Origin of the sequence: Anaerococcus sp. Marseille-Q5996, from assembly GCF_946893725.1 — a bacterium.
Taxonomy (GTDB): domain Bacteria; phylum Bacillota; class Clostridia; order Tissierellales; family Peptoniphilaceae; genus Anaerococcus; species Anaerococcus martiniensis.
In genome coordinates, this window is the sequence record NZ_CAMPPE010000004.1 from 159228 (window position 1) to 174880 (window position 15653).

Genomic DNA, 15653 nt, shown 5'->3' on the forward strand with positions numbered 1-15653 from the left:
TTAAGGAGTTTTTATGGCAAAAGATAGATTGACTTGGGACGAATATTTTATGAACTTAGCTATCACAGTTTCACAAAGGGGGACCTGTGATAGGGCCTATGTTGGTTGTGTAATAGTTAATAATGATCATAGGATAGTCACAACTGGGTATAATGGTTCTATAAAAGGCAATCCACATTGCGATGAAATCGGGCATACTATGCGCGATGGCCACTGCATTGCAACTATCCATGCAGAAATGAATGCACTTTTATATTGTGCCAAAGAAGGTATTTCAGTAAAAGATTGTATCTGCTATGTAACCCATTTTCCTTGTTTAAATTGTACAAAAAGCTTGATACAAGCGGGTATCAGCAAAATTTATTATAAGGAAGCTTATAGAATGGATGAATATGCATTCAAGCTTTTAAATCGCAATAATATAGAGTTTATCAAGATTGATTTGCCAACAGAATATTAATCTTAGATAGGAGATATTATGAATTATAGTGAAGATAATAAGCAATACCATATTGGATTAGGAGCAGAGGATATCGGAAAGTATGTAATCCTTCCTGGAGACCCAAAAAGATGCGAAAAAATTGCAGCCCACTTTGATGATGCAAAGTTAGTAGGGGATAATCGTGAGTATATCACCTACACAGGCTATCTAAATGGAGAAAAAGTTTCTGTAACATCAACAGGAATTGGAGGTCCATCAGCAGCTATTGCCATGGAAGAGCTTACAAAAATCGGAGCTCACACTTTTATCCGTATAGGAACTTGCGGTGGTATGCAAATAAATATAAAAAGTGGGGATATAGTTATTGCAAATGCTGCCATTAGAGCAGAGGGTACTAGCAAGGAATATGCACCAATAGAGTTTCCTGCAGTAAGCACATTTGAAATCACATCTGCCCTTAAAAATGCAAGTAATAAGTTGGATTTAACTAGCCATGTGGGAGTTGTTCAGTGCAAGGATAGTTTTTACGGCCAACATGAGCCAGACAAAATGCCAATTTCTTATGAACTAGAAAGTAAATGGCAGGCTTGGCTTAGAATGGGTACTCTAGCAAGTGAAATGGAATCAGCAGCACTTTTTACAGTTGCAAACTATTTAAATGTTAGATGCGGCTCATGCTTTTTAGTAGTAGCTAATCAAGAAAGAGAAAAAGCTGGGCTAGAAAATCCAGTGGTACACGATACAGAAATGGCTATAAATGTAGCAGTTGAAGCTTTAAGAGAATTAATAAAATCAGACAAGAATAAGTAAAAAATAAAAGATAGGCACTTATTGCCTATCTTTTATTTTTTGCTTAATTACGCTCCCCGCTTAGGGGTGAAGTTTGTGGGGTGGTTTGGAGGGGCTATCGGAACTCCCTTAAAGTGGCCCTCCAATTTTTGATGTATTATTTAAAATAAATATTACTTTAGAATTTTAAATAATAATATTTAAGAGAGTTTTTATTCAATTTCTTCAATTTCTACATAATCTAGCATATCAATAATCAAATCACGATCTGGTAAGTCTAGGACCCTGGCTGTTGCTGATGCAGATGCTACTGCCATTTTGTATGCTTTTACTGGATCTATATCCTTTGCCATATTTGCCAGAAATCCTGCAATCATTGCATCGCGGCAGGCAACTGTATTTACTATTTCTCTACCATCGTTTATTTCATTTGATTCATAAACCTTATCTTTTGAAAATAACATAGAACCATTGGCTCCATAGGATATAATTACGTTTTTTGCACCCATTTCTAATAATTTTTTGCCGTAAGGGATGTAGTCGAATTTAGTTTTGATATTTGCATCAAAGATTTTTGCTATATCGTATCCATTTGGCTTTATTAAAATTGGCTCTTGCTTTACCATATTTAAAAGATATTGGCTAGGAACATCTGCTACAAAGTCGGCACCATTTGCTTTTGCAACAGAAAGTAGCCTATCATATATATCTTCGTCCATATTTTCTTGCATAGGTGGGACAGATCCACCAAAGATAATAGTATCTCCTTCACGGACCCTAGATAGATAAAATAAAAGCTCATCAACTTCGTCAGATGAAATATTTGGCCCTGGAAAGTGGATGGATGTTTCTCTGTGATTTTCAAAAATTGTTACATTTGTACGGTTTACAGCATCCATCTCTACAAAATCGATTAAAATATCTTCATTATGAAGCCAATCCTTGATAAATTGTCCTTGAAATCCACCCACAAATCCTGTAGCAATTGTAGGTATTCCCAGTGAAGAGAGGACCCTTGAAACATTTATCGCCTTACCACCTGGTAGGGTACGTTCGCTTTGTACATAATTTTTTTCTCCAAGTTCTATTTCCTCAAGTCCAACGTATAAATCTATGGAGGGATTTAGGGTTACGGTATAAATCATAATTACTCCTTAAATTTTAAGTGTTCTTATACATTCAATTATTTCTTCCATGTGCATGCCATGGCTGCCTTTTACAAAGACTAGGCTTGATTTTGTAATCAATTGTTTTAGCTTATCGCAGACATCAGCCTTATTTTCAAAGTAGAATAAGCGATTTTTTGGAAAATTTTCCATAGCTCCCTTATACATTTCATAGGAAAGAGGGCCATAGAAAAGGCAGTAGTGAATCTCCTTTTGGTCAATATTTTTCCCAGCTTCATAATGGAGTTTTTTCTCATCATCACCTAGTTCTAGCATATCGCCCAAAACTACAATTTTATTTTTGTAGCCCTTCAGGGTGTAGCTTGTATTTAGCCCTGTTAAAAGTGCTTGGGGATTTGACTTGTAAGAATCATCTAGGATGTCAAAGCCATCAAGTTCTAAAATAGCAGACCTATTGTGGCTGCCTTTTACTTTTTTTAGGCCATCTTTTATTTCTTTCTCATCAAGACCTAGCATTTGGGCAATCATTACTGTAATTCCAGCATTATAAACTTGATGGTCGCCTAAAAGTGGGACAGTGTAAGTAATATCCTCATGTTTAAATTCTACCCCAGAATTAGTGTTCTCTACTCGATTGATTATAAAATCTGCTTTTTGATCTTGCCCAAATGTCATGACTTTTTGTGTTAAATCATAAGTAGGAATGACTTTTGCCAAAATTGGATCATCTATATTATAGATAAAAATCCCATCATCAGAAAGACCTTCAGTAATTTCCATTTTTGCCTTTGCAATTCCTTCTCTTGTTTTTAGATTATGCAGGTGGCTGTCGCCGATATTTAAAATCATAGCAATATCTGGTTTTGCAATAGGACTTGTAAGGGCAATGTCACCAAAATTGTCTGTACCAAGCTCAATAATTCCTATTTCTGTATCTTCATCTAAGCAAAGAATTGTTTTTGGGACTCCAATTTCATTATTTAAGTTACCCATTGTTTTTTGTACTTTATATTTTTCTTTTAAAGTAGATTCTAGTAAATCTTTTGTAGTTGTTTTTCCGTTTGAACCTGTGATACCAATTATTTTTATATCTAGTTGGTTTCTGTAAGCTGTGGCAAGATCTCTAAGGGCTTTTGCAGTATCAGCTACTTTTATATATGGTATCGTGATATTTTTATTAATCTCAAAATCATTATCGATAATAAAGGCAGCCGCTCCCTTGTTTTCACATTCTTTTATAAAAATCCTACCATCAAATACTTCTCCTATAAGCGGTATATAGAGATTGCCCGGACTTATTGTTCTAGAATCTGTAGAAATTCCTTCTATAAGTATATCTTTTTGATTTTCATCTGAAAGCTCTCCACCAACCATATCTGCAACTTGGCATAAAGTTCTTTTAATCATTGAAATCTCCTAAATCCATCTTCAATTAACTTATCAAGGACATAAGAAAAAGATTCTTTATACATATCCATAGCAAGTCTTGCAAAAAATGAAGTAGGTGTAAAGCCAGGGAAGGTATTTATTTCATTCATATAAAATTTGTGATCTTTTGTATAGAAAACATCTACTCTAGCAAAACCTTCGCAACCTGCTGCCTTGTAGCATTCTTTGGCAAATTCTATGGCTTGGTTTTTATAAATTTCCTCCATTTGATAAGGAATTTGGGCAATGGTTTTTGTATCAAAATATTTTGCATCATAGTCAAGGAATTTGTGGTCTGTGATATATGCAGCAGGTTCTGATGCATCCAGATTGTCCCCTTGGCCAATGATTGCAATTTCTATTTCCTGGCCGTCTACTAATTCTTCAACCAAGGCTTTTTGGTCATACTTTAAGGCCTCTATTATAGCATCTTCTAATTGATCCTTATTTTCCACCTTGCTAACACCCACAGAAGATCCATTTGCAGATGGCTTTACTATAAGAGGTAAACCTATCTCATCAATACACCTTTGCATAAATTCTTCATCAAAACCTTCTTTATATGTGTAAAGGTATTTTGCCTGAGAAAGTCCATTTTTTTCAAAAATGTCATTGGTTGTAACCTTATCCATGCAAATAGCAGAGGATAATAAACCATTACCTATATAAGGAAATCTAATGCAATCTAAAAATCCTTGGATAGTTCCATCTTCTCCATAAGTACCATGGATGGCTGGAATAATAATTGTATTTGCTGGGTCATAATTTTTTAGGATGTCTAAAAAGTCTGCAATGGATCCAGCAACATTATTATCAGTTTCTTTTGCAAGTTCAAATTCATCCTTTGTATCTATAATATCAAAGGGGTTTGAAAAGGCACCTTTTTTATCTATATATACAATTTTAGTATCATATTTTTCTTTATCTAAGCTAAGACTAATGTTTAGGGCGCTTCTTAGGGAAATTTCATGTTCACTAGAAGGTCCTCCACATAATAGAAATACGTTAATCATCATAATCTCACTTTCATCTCTAATTAATAAAATTTTACTACATATAAAAAAACTGGGCAAATTTAATGGTCTGATTACATATTTAAGCAGGCAATTGTAACAATTTAGTTACTTATTATATATAGTTAAATATTCACAAGTTTTATTAAATTGAAATAATTTTATAAAAAACGGCTAAAAATGGTGTAAATATGTGGTTTACCATAGTAAAAATAAAAATAGAACTTTTGGAAATTCTTCATAAATGTTATAATATCAACATATTTCGGCAATCCACTAATAGAATTACAAATTTCTAAATCTACATAATTACTACACAATTAGCCTGTATAATAACACTTGTACAAACGGAGTTGTTAACATTTTGTAACCTTTGTTACAAATGACCCGTTAAATTTAAACTTAAATAGAAAATTTAGCCTAAAAGGCAATTGAAAGGATATTATACATGTTTAACTTTAAAAAATATGCTATTGCAGCAGCATTAGTAATTCCAACAGTAATTGGATTTGGAGCAAAAGACTCTGAGGCAAGCAAACTTGCAATCAACAAAAACCTTGCCCAAGGTGTAAATGTTAGAACAGAAGCAAAAGAAGGCGACAATGTTATCGGCCTTATAGATAATAATGAAAAAACATATGAAGTTCTAGGCAAAGAAGGAGCTTGGACAAAAATCGAATTTAACGGCAAAGAAGCATATGTTGTTTCAAAATGGTTCATCGAATTAGATGATACAAAACTAGTAGCAGATGCAAACTTTAGAGATGCAGCTAACCTTGACTCAAATGTAATCGAAGTTTTAAAAGCTAATACTGAAGTTGAAGTACTAGGTCTTGCTGAAAATGGTTATGTAAAAGTAAAAGCAAATGATAAAGAAGGATATGTTTACCACGATCTTTTAGAATCATTTAGACAAGTAAGAATTGAAAACGAAAAAGCTCAACAAGCTCAAGCAGCAAACAACAATACACAAACAGCTCAAAGACAAGCTCAAACACAAACTCAAACAAGAACACAAACTTACCAACAAGCACCACAAGAACAACAATCATACCAAGGTTCTTCAAACTGGGCTAAAGAATGGATTGCTCAAAGAGAATCAAACGGTTCATACACAGCATACAATCCAAATGGCGGATATTACGGTAGATACCAATTAAATCCATCATTAATTCCTTACGGTGCAAGCCCAGCTCAACAAGAAGCAGCAGCAGATAACTATGTAGCACAAAGATATGGTTCATGGGAACGTGCACAACAATTCTGGGCAGCTAATGGTTGGTATTAATCAGAAATAATTTATAAAAGATTACCATTTTTTGGTAGTCTTTTTTTAATTTTAAATTCTTTACACAAACTTTACAAATAAATGATATAATCATTATAAACTGTCCAGTATGTAAAATAATGCTAGGGGGAAGAATGGATAAAGCTAATAGTGTAAAGAAAAAATTAAATAGACTTTGCAATGAAGATAAGATAGAAACACTTTTTTTTGATGAAGAAAGTGATACACTTATTATTTTAGATTTAGATACTATTGTTTTTAAGGGTGTCTATATAAAATACCGTGACAATGATAGTATTATAGAAATAAATACTGCAACCAAATCACTAAGAGTAAATAATGATGGGGAGATTTCTAGAGGTAAAATTGACCCGCTGACAAAAAAATACATTGATAAGATAGCAGTTGAGAAATTTAATATTAAAAAACTTGATGAAGATTATTTTGCAGATCTTAAAGAATCAATCGATGATGAGATTTGCGAAATTCAAGATGAAAAATCAAAAGAAGTTTACCAAACTGTAAAAGATACACTAAAAGAAGTTCATGAAAGAAACTACGACAAAGATTTTATCATCAGCCAAATGAAAAAGTTTGATATTATAGAAAAAAAAGACCATTTTAATCTTGAAAGATATATAGGGGCTACAAAAGTAAAATATAACTCAGCTAAAAACAAGGTTACTGTAAGAAATGACTATAATTTTAAAGAAAAATTTGAATTCAGTGATGTTGTTTCAGATTTTAATACAGGAGTATTTTTGGAAATAGTTAAAAATCACTACCATAAAATAGCCTATGACAAAAGAAGATTAAGCCTTGATGATGCCTTCATAGACCAGTATCCAGTATTTACTCACACTGCAGCCTTGGGAGATAAGGATAAAGATCCTAAAGACGAAAAGGATAATTAATGTTACCTTAAGCTAAAATTTGGTTATAAACTTAATATGACAAATTTAAGAAAAGAGGTAAATATGACTAATCCAATAGTTACATTTGAAATAGAAAATGGAGATATAATTAAAGCTGAATTATATCCTGAAATAGCACCAAACACTGTAAATAACTTTATTTCACTCATAAACCAAGGATTTTATGATGGACTTATTTTTCATAGAGTCATAAAAGGCTTTATGATTCAAGGGGGTGACCCTGAAGGAACTGGTATGGGTGGACCAGGTTATGGAATTAAAGGTGAATTTGCTTCAAATGGCTTTAAAAATGATTTAGCCCATGAAGCTGGAGTTTTATCAATGGCAAGATCTATGATGCCAAACTCTGCTGGTAGCCAATTTTTTATAATGCACAAAGACAGCCCACACTTAGATGGTGACTATGCTGCTTTTGGTAAAGTTACAGAAGGTATGGATGTGGTAGATAAAATTGCAGAAAGTAAAACTGATAGATCTGATAGACCAGTAGATGAAGTAAAAATAAAAAAAGTAACAGTAGATACTTTTGATCAAGACTATCCAGAACCAGAAAAAATGTAAATTATAAAAAAAGATGCGAGTAGAAAATATCTACCGCATCTTTTTTATTGGTCCAAAGGCTTGCCGCAATTTCTGCAAGTTTTTCTAAAGTAATCATTTCTTTTTATCTGGTGTTTGCAGTGGGGGCATTTAAAGAAAATTTTCTCAATTATAATTGTGATTATAAATATAAATAGAAAAATTATTATTGAATACCATGATAGCCTTCCCTTGTTTATCAAATCAAAGATTAAAATAGCAAGGCCAATAAAGCCTAAGATTAGATTTAATTGGCTAGCTTTTTTTAAATTCACTTATAGCTCCTTTATCAAAAATTAATCTAAAATTTAGAAATATCTTTGCCACAGTGTGGGCAATATTTAGCTGGTTTTAGTAAATAATCATTAATTAGACTATTGCAATATGGACACTTATTGGCAGCAAAATACAATATAATACCAACAACAGCAAGTAATATAGCTAGAACTATATTCCAAGTGATACTTGTAGCAAAGGGATTATTAAAGGCGAAAATTAAAATCAAAGCCACAATCCATAAGGCTATAGATATTAGGTTATAGTGTTTTCTTTTCATTATTAACTCCTATAAATTGTCATATCTTTCCAGTAATTCTTCTAAGACTTCTATTCTTTGCCTTATATTTTTGCCTTCATCAGTATCTTTAATCAGCATCCTAGGATGTAGGACTTCAATTTCTTTTATATTTGGCCTATATGAACTGGCTTCATCGGTTATTGATTGGTAATTATTATGTTCTGCTAAGGAAACTGCATGGGAATTGAAAACCAAGGTGTAGCCAGCAATTCCAGTTTTTTCTTGGTATGGTTTTGAAATACCACCGTCGATTACATAAACTTTTCCTTTGGCCTTTATAGGCAATTCACCTTTTTTAGTTTTTACTGGGACATGGCCGTTAACAATTCTTCTGCGGGCACCGGTTACTCCGAATTCATCCAAAATCATATCGGCAATTTCTTCTTCGTTGGATAATTTGTAGTATGGATTGTAAATTTCTTTTCTTAAAGCCTCATCTTCGATAAAAATATTTTCAAAATACGAAAATTGGGATTTACCAAAGATAGGGGATTGTTTACCATAAAACAGATACCACATGATATCCAAGGATTTTTGATCATTATTATAAAATGCAGATCTAGCAATCTCATCAAACTTATCCATTAAAGCCTTGCCAGAATAATAATCACCCCATATTTCAACCTCCATTAGTGATCCATCGTCATTTAGTGGGATGCATCCATGGAATAATAGTGATCCATTTTCAATTTTATAAATAGATCCGTTTTCATATAAGAGTTCTATATGGCGGTTAAGTTTTGTCCCGCGTTTAAAATCAAGAGCTAGGGCTTCAATTACAGCCTCTTCCATTTTAGTTAATTTTAGTGGGTCTTTTGGATCAACTGTCGGGAAATTACTATCTTTTAGATCTGCTCCCTTATATGTACTATTTTCAAAATCAATTATTTTTAAGAAATTCCTATCATCCATATTAAAATCAGGATTGCGTTCTATGAGTTTGCCATCAAGCTTATAACGAATAATTGATATTGCCTTAAACATTTTTGCAGCTATTTCTGAACTAATATTGTCATAAAGATTTGTATCAAATATCCTTGGCATAAATAATTCGCAAGGATCATCCTTGTAGGTTATGATTGCAAATTCGTAAAGGGGTCTAAGATTTATACCATATCCATCTTCTAGCATATCAAAATTGTTATATGAAATTGCATTTGCAATACAAGCAGCAACTAGGGCCTTGTTGCCAGCTACTGCACCCATCCATTCAACATCGTGGTTGCCCCATTGAATGTCAACATTTGGAAAAGTTAATAGCTCATCCATAATTATTTGTGGGGAAGGACCACGGTCGTAGATGTCTCCTACAACGTGAAGTTTATCAACACTTATCCTTTGGATCATGGTTGTGATTTTTATTATAAATTCTTCTGCGGCGTCGTATTTTACTATATTTTCTATTAATTGATCGTAGTATTCTTTTTTATTAAACTCCGAATCGTTGGTATATAAGAGTTCATCAACTATGTCGGTAAATAAATGACCAAATTTTTGCCTTACATAATTTTTGGCATACTTGGTTGAAACAAATCTAAACAAACTTATTAGCCTATGGATAGTTATGGTTAGATAGTTATCACTAAGCTCACCATTTTCTTCCATTTGATGGAGGGCAGCTTTGGGATTATAAATTAGCTCGCAAAGCTTATCTTGTTCTTCTTTTAAAAGAGTATCTCCAAAATGAATGGAGGTTTTTTCCCTAATATTTCCCGAGGCTGATTTTAAAAGTTGCAAGAAAGCTTGGGCCTCACCGTGGACATCAGAAAAAAAGTATTCTGTGCCCTTTGGCAAGTATAACTTAGCATTTAGGGAGATTAGCTCGTTTCGAATGTCGGATTTGCTCGGATAATATTCCTTTAAGAGTTTAAAATAATTTTCTTCCATGACCCACCTCATTTTTATTTTTCTTCTTTGTTAATATCTTTAACTTTTATCCCAGTAAATTGGTCCTTATCAAAAACTTTCTCATCCTTTTCTTTTCTAATTTTATTTGCTTCATCCTCGCCGTATATTTCGCCATCTTTATCAGTATTTGCATATGATATTTTATTTGTCTTCGATTTTTTGACTTCTACTGGGCGAGAATTCTTAATGGTGTTTTCATTATTTTTGTTATTTACAGATGATTTTTTGCTTTCAAAAACCACCTTACTATCTTTTTCTATTACTTTTCGTTCTGTTTTTTTGTCAGCTTTTGCAATTTCTTTTTCTTGTTTCTTTTCTTTACTATTATCAATAGTTTTTTTGACATCTTCGCTTTGACTTTCTTTTTTGTCTTCAGCTGGTCTATCTACGATTTTTTGCTTATCTTTGTTATCTTTTATAACTTTAATTTCTCCAGTATTCTCCACCACATCGTTTATGCCAATTGCTTTTGATTCTAAGATTTGCTCATTATTATCACTATCTTCAAATTCTATAAAATCATTTGGATTTTCAATATTTGCAGTCATTGCTTCACTGGCTGGGTATTGGCCACGAGCTTTTGCAATCAAACCTAGCATGGAATTTAAAACCAAAAGACCATTTAGGGCAAAAAATACAAATATCAGATTGGTTGTAAAACTTCTAAATGTTACAAAAACAAATCCAGTAATTGCAAGGAATAATAAGCCAAAAACAAAGTTTGATAGGTGGTAGTCTCCAGTTATACCTGCCTTATAAATGTGTCTGGTAATTATAAAATTTACTACAAATAATAGGGCAAAGATAATTATAAATACTGGTTTTACAATACCTGCAGCTATTTCTTGAAAACCAAGTAAATCTAAAAATGACATTAATAAATTTGTATCAACTAGGACTGTAAAAGCAATTCCTAACAAAAACATAATTGTAACAAGTGATCTAAAAAAACCTGTAATTACACTAAAAAATTTAACTGTATCTCTCATACTTCCTCCGTTGGTCTAATTATAACACAAATAGGGACTTATTTATAAGGAAAATTAACTCGCAAAAACTAGAAATAATTCGTATAGTAATAGTAAAGTGAGGTAATTTATGGATTTTTATGAAGTTTTAGGAAAAAGAGTTTCTACAAGAAAATTTTCTGATGAAAAAGTATCTGATAAAGACATTGAAAAACTAATAGATGCAGCCAATAAAGCCCCAATTGGCATGGGAACTTACGATGAGTGCAGGTTGACTGTTATAAGGGATAAGTCTCTTATAGAAGAAATTAGCAAAGAGTATATGAAGAAAATGGACAAAAAATCTGATCCACTCTTTGATGCACCTTTATTAATTGTTTTTTCATCAAGCAAAGAGAATGATTTAAGATTTCAAGATGCTGGATGTGTTTTAGAAAACATATCACTTGCTGCAACAAGTTTAAATCTTGGTTCTTGCTATATCAGAGGGACCTTCCACAATCTTGGCAAGGATGGAGCATATATAGAAAAATTAAATCTAGATGATGGTTTTTCACCAGTAGCAGGCATTGTTATAGGCCATACGGAAGCTGAGCTAACGGGCAAGGAACATAACATTCCTACAAATTTCATTTAAGTATAGAAAACTATAAAAAAATATTTGACAGAACCTAGTTTGGTATAGTATAATTAAGCATTGCTAGAAATCTATTCAGTAAAGATTTTTATTCGTTCATTAGGCTAAGATATTTGTGTATTTTTAGCCTTTTGTGTTTTTATAAAGATAAGGAGTTTTTAATTAATGGCCCAATATCACAACGAGATGTTTGGAAGAACTGAAAGAGTGAGTTTTTCTAAATTCCCTCAAGTCTTAGATCTACCTAATTTGCTAAAAGTTCAAAAAGATTCATACGAGTGGTTCCTAAAAGAAGGTCTTGGAGAAATTTTAGAAGATATTTCCCCAATTGAAGATTATAATGGAAATTTGATTCTTGAATTTGTTGGATACGAATTTGATGAAGAAACAAAATACACTGTCCAAGAAACAAAATACAAGGATACAACTTATTCTAGAGACCTTAAAGTTAAGGCTAGACTTATAAATAAGGAAACTGAAGAAGTAAAAGAACAAGAAGTTTTCATGGGAGATTTCCCAATGATGACAGATTCTGCAACTTTTGTAATAAACGGTGCAGAAAGGGTAATTGTAAGCCAGCTTGTTCGTTCTCCAGGAGTTTACTATGCAGAAGAAACTGATAAAGCTGGGGACAAATTATATTCTTCAACTGTAATCCCAAATAGAGGAGCATGGATTGAGTTTGATACAGATGCAAGCCATACAGTAAATGTGCGTCTTGACAGAACTCGTAAACTTCCAGCTACTACTCTAGTACGTGCACTTTTATTTGAAACTGATGATGAAATTATAAATGCACTTGGAGATACAAAACACCTTAGAACAACTCTTGAAAAAGAAAATTCTGAGACTAGTGAAGAAGCTTTAATTGAAATTTATAAAAAATTAAAACCAGGAGACCCTGCAAGTTTAGAGTCTTCTCAAAATCTTATCAATAACCTTCTATTCGACGATAGAAGATACGATTTGGCAAAAGTTGGTAGATATAAATACAATATAAAACTAGCTTTATGGCCAAGAATTGAAGGAAGAGTTGCAGCAGCAGATGTTATCGATGGCGAAACAGGAGAGCTTTTTGTAAAAGAAGGCGATAAAATCGACCACGAAACAGCTATTGCAATCGAAAATGCAGGTATAAACTCTGTTGATATTAAAAAATTAAATAATGATGGTGAAGACCAAGTACTTAGAATAGTTGGTAACCACTTTGTAGATATAAGATCATTTGAAGAACTAGATGGTGTAGACTATGACATAGATGAATTCTCAGAAAAAGTTTACTACCCAGTTATGAGAGAAATTCTTGACCAATACGACAATGCTGAAGAAATTTTAAATGCAATGAATGCTCGTAAAAAAGAATTATCTCCAAAAAATGTTACAAAAGCAGACCTACTTGCAATTGTAAACTACCAATTTAACTTATTTGAAGGCATTGGTGAAGTTGATGACATCGACCACCTTGGTAACCGCCGTGTAAGAGGTGTTGGAGAATTATTACAAAACCAATTTAGAGTTGGTCTTGCAAGAATGGAAAGAGTTGTACGTGAAAGAATGACAACCCAAGACCCAGACCTTGCAACTCCTCAAGGACTTATCAATATCAAACCAGTAACTGCAGTTATAAAAGAATTCTTTGGTAGCTCACAGCTTTCACAATTTATGGACCAAACAAATCCTATGAGTGAGCTAACACACAAAAGAAGACTATCAGCCCTAGGACCAGGTGGTCTATCAAGAGATAGGGCAGGGGTAGAAGTTCGTGACGTCCACGATTCTCACTATGGTAGAATCTGTCCAATAGAAACTCCAGAAGGACCAAATATCGGACTTATCACATCCCTTACAACTTATGCTAGAATCAATAAATATGGATTCATCGAAACTCCATATAGGGTTGTAAAAGAAGGTGGAATTGTAACAGATGAGATAGACTACCTAACAGCAGATACAGAAGATAACTACATTATCGCCCAAGCCAATGAGCCACTTGATGATGAAAATAGATTCGTCAACGAAAGAGTATCAGGTCGTGGTTTTAGGGGTGAAAATGATATTTACCCAAGAGAGAAAATCCAATACATGGACGTTTCTCCTCAACAGATCGTATCTGTAGGTGCATCACTAATCCCATTCTTAGAAAATGACGATAGTACTCGTGCACTAATGGGTGCTAACATGCAACGTCAGGCAGTTCCATTACTTAAAGCAGAAGCTCCAATTATTGCAACAGGTATCGAACACAGAGCAGCAAAAGACTCTGGAGTTTGTGTAGTATCAAGAAATGCTGGAGAAGTTGTTTATGTTGGTGATAACCAAATTAAAGTAAAAAGAGATTCTGATGGCGAAATTGACTCATACGAATTATTAAAATTTGAAAGAGCCAACCAAGGTACAACTATTAACCAAAGACCACTTGTTAGAAAAGGCGATAAAGTAGAAGCAAATGAAATTTTAGCAGACGGACCTTCTACACAAAATGGAGAACTTGCCCTTGGTAAAAATATCCTAATTGCCTTTACAACATGGGAAGGTTACAACTTCGAGGATGCTATGCTTCTTAACGAAGAACTAGTAATCGATGATGTACTAACATCAGTTCATATAGAAGAGCACGAATGCGAAGCTCGTGAAACAAAACTTGGTGCTGAAGAAATCACAAAAGATATTCCAAATGTCGGTGAAGATATGAAGAAAAACCTTGATGAAAACGGGGTTATCAGAATCGGTGCTGAAGTAAAATCAGGCGACATCCTAGTAGGTAAAGTATCTCCAAAAGGAGAAACAGAACTATCACCAGAAGAAAGATTATTACGTGCAATCTTCGGTGAAAAAGCTCGTGAAGTGCGTGATACCAGCTTAAAAGTACCACACGGTGAGCAAGGTATCGTCGTAGATGTTAAAGAATACAACAAAAAAGATGGAGACGAATTATCTCCAGGTGTAAATAAAGTTATAAGAGTATATGTAGCTACAAAAAGAAAAATCATGGTTGGGGACAAAATGTGCGGTCGTCACGGAAACAAAGGGGTAGTATCAAGAATATTACCACGTGAAGATATGCCATTTTTACCAGATGGTACACCAGTACAAATTTGTCTAAACCCACTTGGTATCCCAAGCCGTATGAACCTTGGACAAGTACTTGAAGTACACATGGGACTTGCTGCAAGAACAATGGGCTGGAAAGTTGCAACACCAGTATTTGATGGGGCAATGGATACAGAAATTGAAGATGCACTTGAAGAAGCAGCATTAAAAGCTCCATATATCAACAAAACAGGAAAAATTGAACTACGTGATGGTAGAACAGGCGAAAGCTTTGAAAACCCAGTAACTGTTGGGGTAATGTATATGCTAAAACTTCACCACATGGTAGAAGAAAAAATCCACGCTAGATCAATTGGACCATACTCACTTGTAACCCAACAACCACTTGGTGGTAAGGCACAATTTGGTGGACAAAGATTTGGGGAAATGGAAGTTTGGGCTCTAGAAGCCTATGGAGCTAGCCACACACTTCAAGAAATCCTAACTGTAAAATCAGATGATGTTACAGGTCGTGTTAAAACTTACGAAGCTATCGTAAAAGGTGAAAATATCCCAGAACCAGGTACACCAGAATCATTTAAAGTACTTGTGAAAGAATTACAATCACTTGCCCTTGATGTAGAACTTCTAGACCAAGAAGGAAGTGTAATTGAGCTAAAAGAAAATGTTGATGAACAAGATAGATTTAGCCAAGTAGATAAAATAGACGCATCAAAAATTAAATCCCAAACCAGATCACTAACACAAAATTCAACTACTGAAACTTCAAATGTAGATGCTGACCAAGTAAGTGTCCCAGATGAAGAAAATGTAGAATCAAGCGATGAAATCCTTGTAGAAAATGAATTTGAAAGTTTATATGAAGAATCTGACAGCCAAGGATTTAGTATCGAAGAATTAGAATAGGGAGA

The 15653-nt window shown here is 33.6% G+C and carries 14 protein-coding genes; 7 read left to right on the top strand and 7 right to left on the bottom strand.

Annotation, left to right across the window (positions count from 1 at the left end):
* Positions 1-13: 13 nt before the first annotated feature.
* Positions 14-460: a deoxycytidylate deaminase gene (locus OC526_RS06690; RefSeq protein WP_262122961.1), complete on the top strand. Its 447-nt coding sequence runs from the start codon at positions 14-16 to the stop codon at positions 458-460.
* 18 nt (positions 461-478) lie between these two features.
* The gene (udp, locus tag OC526_RS06695) at positions 479-1252 is read left to right on the top strand and encodes a uridine phosphorylase (protein ID WP_262122963.1); all 774 of its coding nucleotides are present in this window, start codon (positions 479-481) and stop codon (positions 1250-1252) included.
* Positions 1253-1443: 191 nt separating this feature from the next.
* Here the strand turns inward: udp and OC526_RS06700 are convergent, their stop codons facing one another.
* The 3 genes from OC526_RS06700 to OC526_RS06710 are packed head-to-tail and all read right to left on the bottom strand — an operon-like array spanning position 1444 to position 4799.
* Positions 1444-2376, bottom strand: coding sequence for a 1-phosphofructokinase family hexose kinase (locus OC526_RS06700; protein ID WP_262122965.1), 933 nt, complete (start codon positions 2374-2376; stop codon positions 1444-1446).
* A gap of 9 nt (positions 2377-2385) precedes the next feature.
* Positions 2386-3765, bottom strand: coding sequence for a UDP-N-acetylmuramoyl-tripeptide--D-alanyl-D-alanine ligase (gene murF, locus OC526_RS06705; protein ID WP_262122967.1), 1380 nt, complete (start codon positions 3763-3765; stop codon positions 2386-2388).
* Positions 3762-4799, bottom strand: coding sequence for a D-alanine--D-alanine ligase family protein (locus tag OC526_RS06710; protein ID WP_262123000.1), 1038 nt, complete (start codon positions 4797-4799; stop codon positions 3762-3764). The genes murF and OC526_RS06710 overlap by 4 nt, the downstream gene beginning before the upstream one ends.
* A 448-nt stretch (positions 4800-5247) precedes the next feature.
* Here OC526_RS06710 and OC526_RS06715 point away from each other — a divergent pair, with 448 nt between their 5' ends.
* From OC526_RS06715 to OC526_RS06725, 3 genes are all read left to right on the top strand, one after another.
* The gene (locus OC526_RS06715; protein ID WP_262122969.1) at positions 5248-6087 is read left to right on the top strand and encodes an SH3 domain-containing protein; all 840 of its coding nucleotides are present in this window, start codon (positions 5248-5250) and stop codon (positions 6085-6087) included.
* 134 nt (positions 6088-6221) lie between these two features.
* On the top strand, positions 6222-7001 hold the full coding sequence (locus OC526_RS06720; RefSeq protein WP_262122971.1) for a hypothetical protein: 780 nt from the start codon (positions 6222-6224) through the stop codon (positions 6999-7001).
* 63 nt (positions 7002-7064) lie between these two features.
* Complete coding sequence (locus OC526_RS06725; RefSeq protein ID WP_262122973.1) at positions 7065-7583, top strand: peptidylprolyl isomerase; 519 nt, start codon at positions 7065-7067, stop codon at positions 7581-7583.
* A gap of 44 nt (positions 7584-7627) precedes the next feature.
* Here the strand turns inward: OC526_RS06725 and OC526_RS06730 are convergent, their stop codons facing one another.
* Genes OC526_RS06730 through OC526_RS06745 form a run of 4 tightly spaced genes read right to left on the bottom strand, consistent with a single transcriptional unit; the run spans position 7628 to position 11075 of the window.
* Complete coding sequence (locus OC526_RS06730) at positions 7628-7876, bottom strand: hypothetical protein (protein WP_262122974.1); 249 nt, start codon at positions 7874-7876, stop codon at positions 7628-7630.
* A 26-nt stretch (positions 7877-7902) separates the two neighbouring features.
* On the bottom strand, positions 7903-8157 hold the full coding sequence (locus tag OC526_RS06735) for a zinc ribbon domain-containing protein (RefSeq protein ID WP_044567694.1): 255 nt from the start codon (positions 8155-8157) through the stop codon (positions 7903-7905).
* A 9-nt stretch (positions 8158-8166) separates the two neighbouring features.
* Positions 8167-10065 (bottom strand): fructose-1,6-bisphosphatase, encoded by a 1899-nt coding sequence (locus OC526_RS06740; protein WP_262122978.1) that lies wholly within the window; start codon positions 10063-10065, stop codon positions 8167-8169.
* 14 nt (positions 10066-10079) lie between these two features.
* A complete protein-coding gene (locus OC526_RS06745; RefSeq protein WP_262122980.1) occupies positions 10080-11075 on the bottom strand; it encodes a hypothetical protein in 996 nt (331 codons plus the stop codon).
* A 109-nt stretch (positions 11076-11184) separates the two neighbouring features.
* On the opposite strand from OC526_RS06745, the gene OC526_RS06750 reads away from it, so the two are divergent.
* Both OC526_RS06750 and OC526_RS06755 read left to right on the top strand, forming a co-directional pair.
* Positions 11185-11691, top strand: coding sequence for a nitroreductase family protein (locus tag OC526_RS06750; protein WP_262122981.1), 507 nt, complete (start codon positions 11185-11187; stop codon positions 11689-11691).
* Positions 11692-11856: 165 nt separating this feature from the next.
* A complete protein-coding gene (locus OC526_RS06755; protein ID WP_262122983.1) occupies positions 11857-15648 on the top strand; it encodes a DNA-directed RNA polymerase subunit beta in 3792 nt (1263 codons plus the stop codon).
* Positions 15649-15653 lie beyond the last annotated feature (5 nt).

Bases quoted from the DNA above. Each gene is read 5' to 3' on its own strand.
- OC526_RS06735 (WP_044567694.1), bottom strand. From the start codon at position 8,157: ATGAAAAGAAAACACTATAACCTAATATCTATAGCCTTATGGATTGTG.
- OC526_RS06715 (WP_262122969.1), top strand. From the start codon at position 5,248: ATGTTTAACTTTAAAAAATATGCTATTGCAGCAGCATTAGTAATTCCA.
- OC526_RS06690 (WP_262122961.1), top strand. From the start codon at position 14: ATGGCAAAAGATAGATTGACTTGGGACGAATATTTTATGAACTTAGCT.
- OC526_RS06755 (WP_262122983.1), top strand. From the start codon at position 11,857: ATGGCCCAATATCACAACGAGATGTTTGGAAGAACTGAAAGAGTGAGT.
- OC526_RS06700 (WP_262122965.1), bottom strand. From the start codon at position 2,376: ATGATTTATACCGTAACCCTAAATCCCTCCATAGATTTATACGTTGGA.
- OC526_RS06725 (WP_262122973.1), top strand. From the start codon at position 7,065: ATGACTAATCCAATAGTTACATTTGAAATAGAAAATGGAGATATAATT.
- OC526_RS06710 (WP_262123000.1), bottom strand. From the start codon at position 4,799: ATGATTAACGTATTTCTATTATGTGGAGGACCTTCTAGTGAACATGAA.
- OC526_RS06745 (WP_262122980.1), bottom strand. From the start codon at position 11,075: ATGAGAGATACAGTTAAATTTTTTAGTGTAATTACAGGTTTTTTTAGA.
- OC526_RS06720 (WP_262122971.1), top strand. From the start codon at position 6,222: ATGGATAAAGCTAATAGTGTAAAGAAAAAATTAAATAGACTTTGCAAT.
- murF (WP_262122967.1), bottom strand. From the start codon at position 3,765: ATGATTAAAAGAACTTTATGCCAAGTTGCAGATATGGTTGGTGGAGAG.
- OC526_RS06740 (WP_262122978.1), bottom strand. From the start codon at position 10,065: ATGGAAGAAAATTATTTTAAACTCTTAAAGGAATATTATCCGAGCAAA.
- OC526_RS06750 (WP_262122981.1), top strand. From the start codon at position 11,185: ATGGATTTTTATGAAGTTTTAGGAAAAAGAGTTTCTACAAGAAAATTT.
- udp (WP_262122963.1), top strand. From the start codon at position 479: ATGAATTATAGTGAAGATAATAAGCAATACCATATTGGATTAGGAGCA.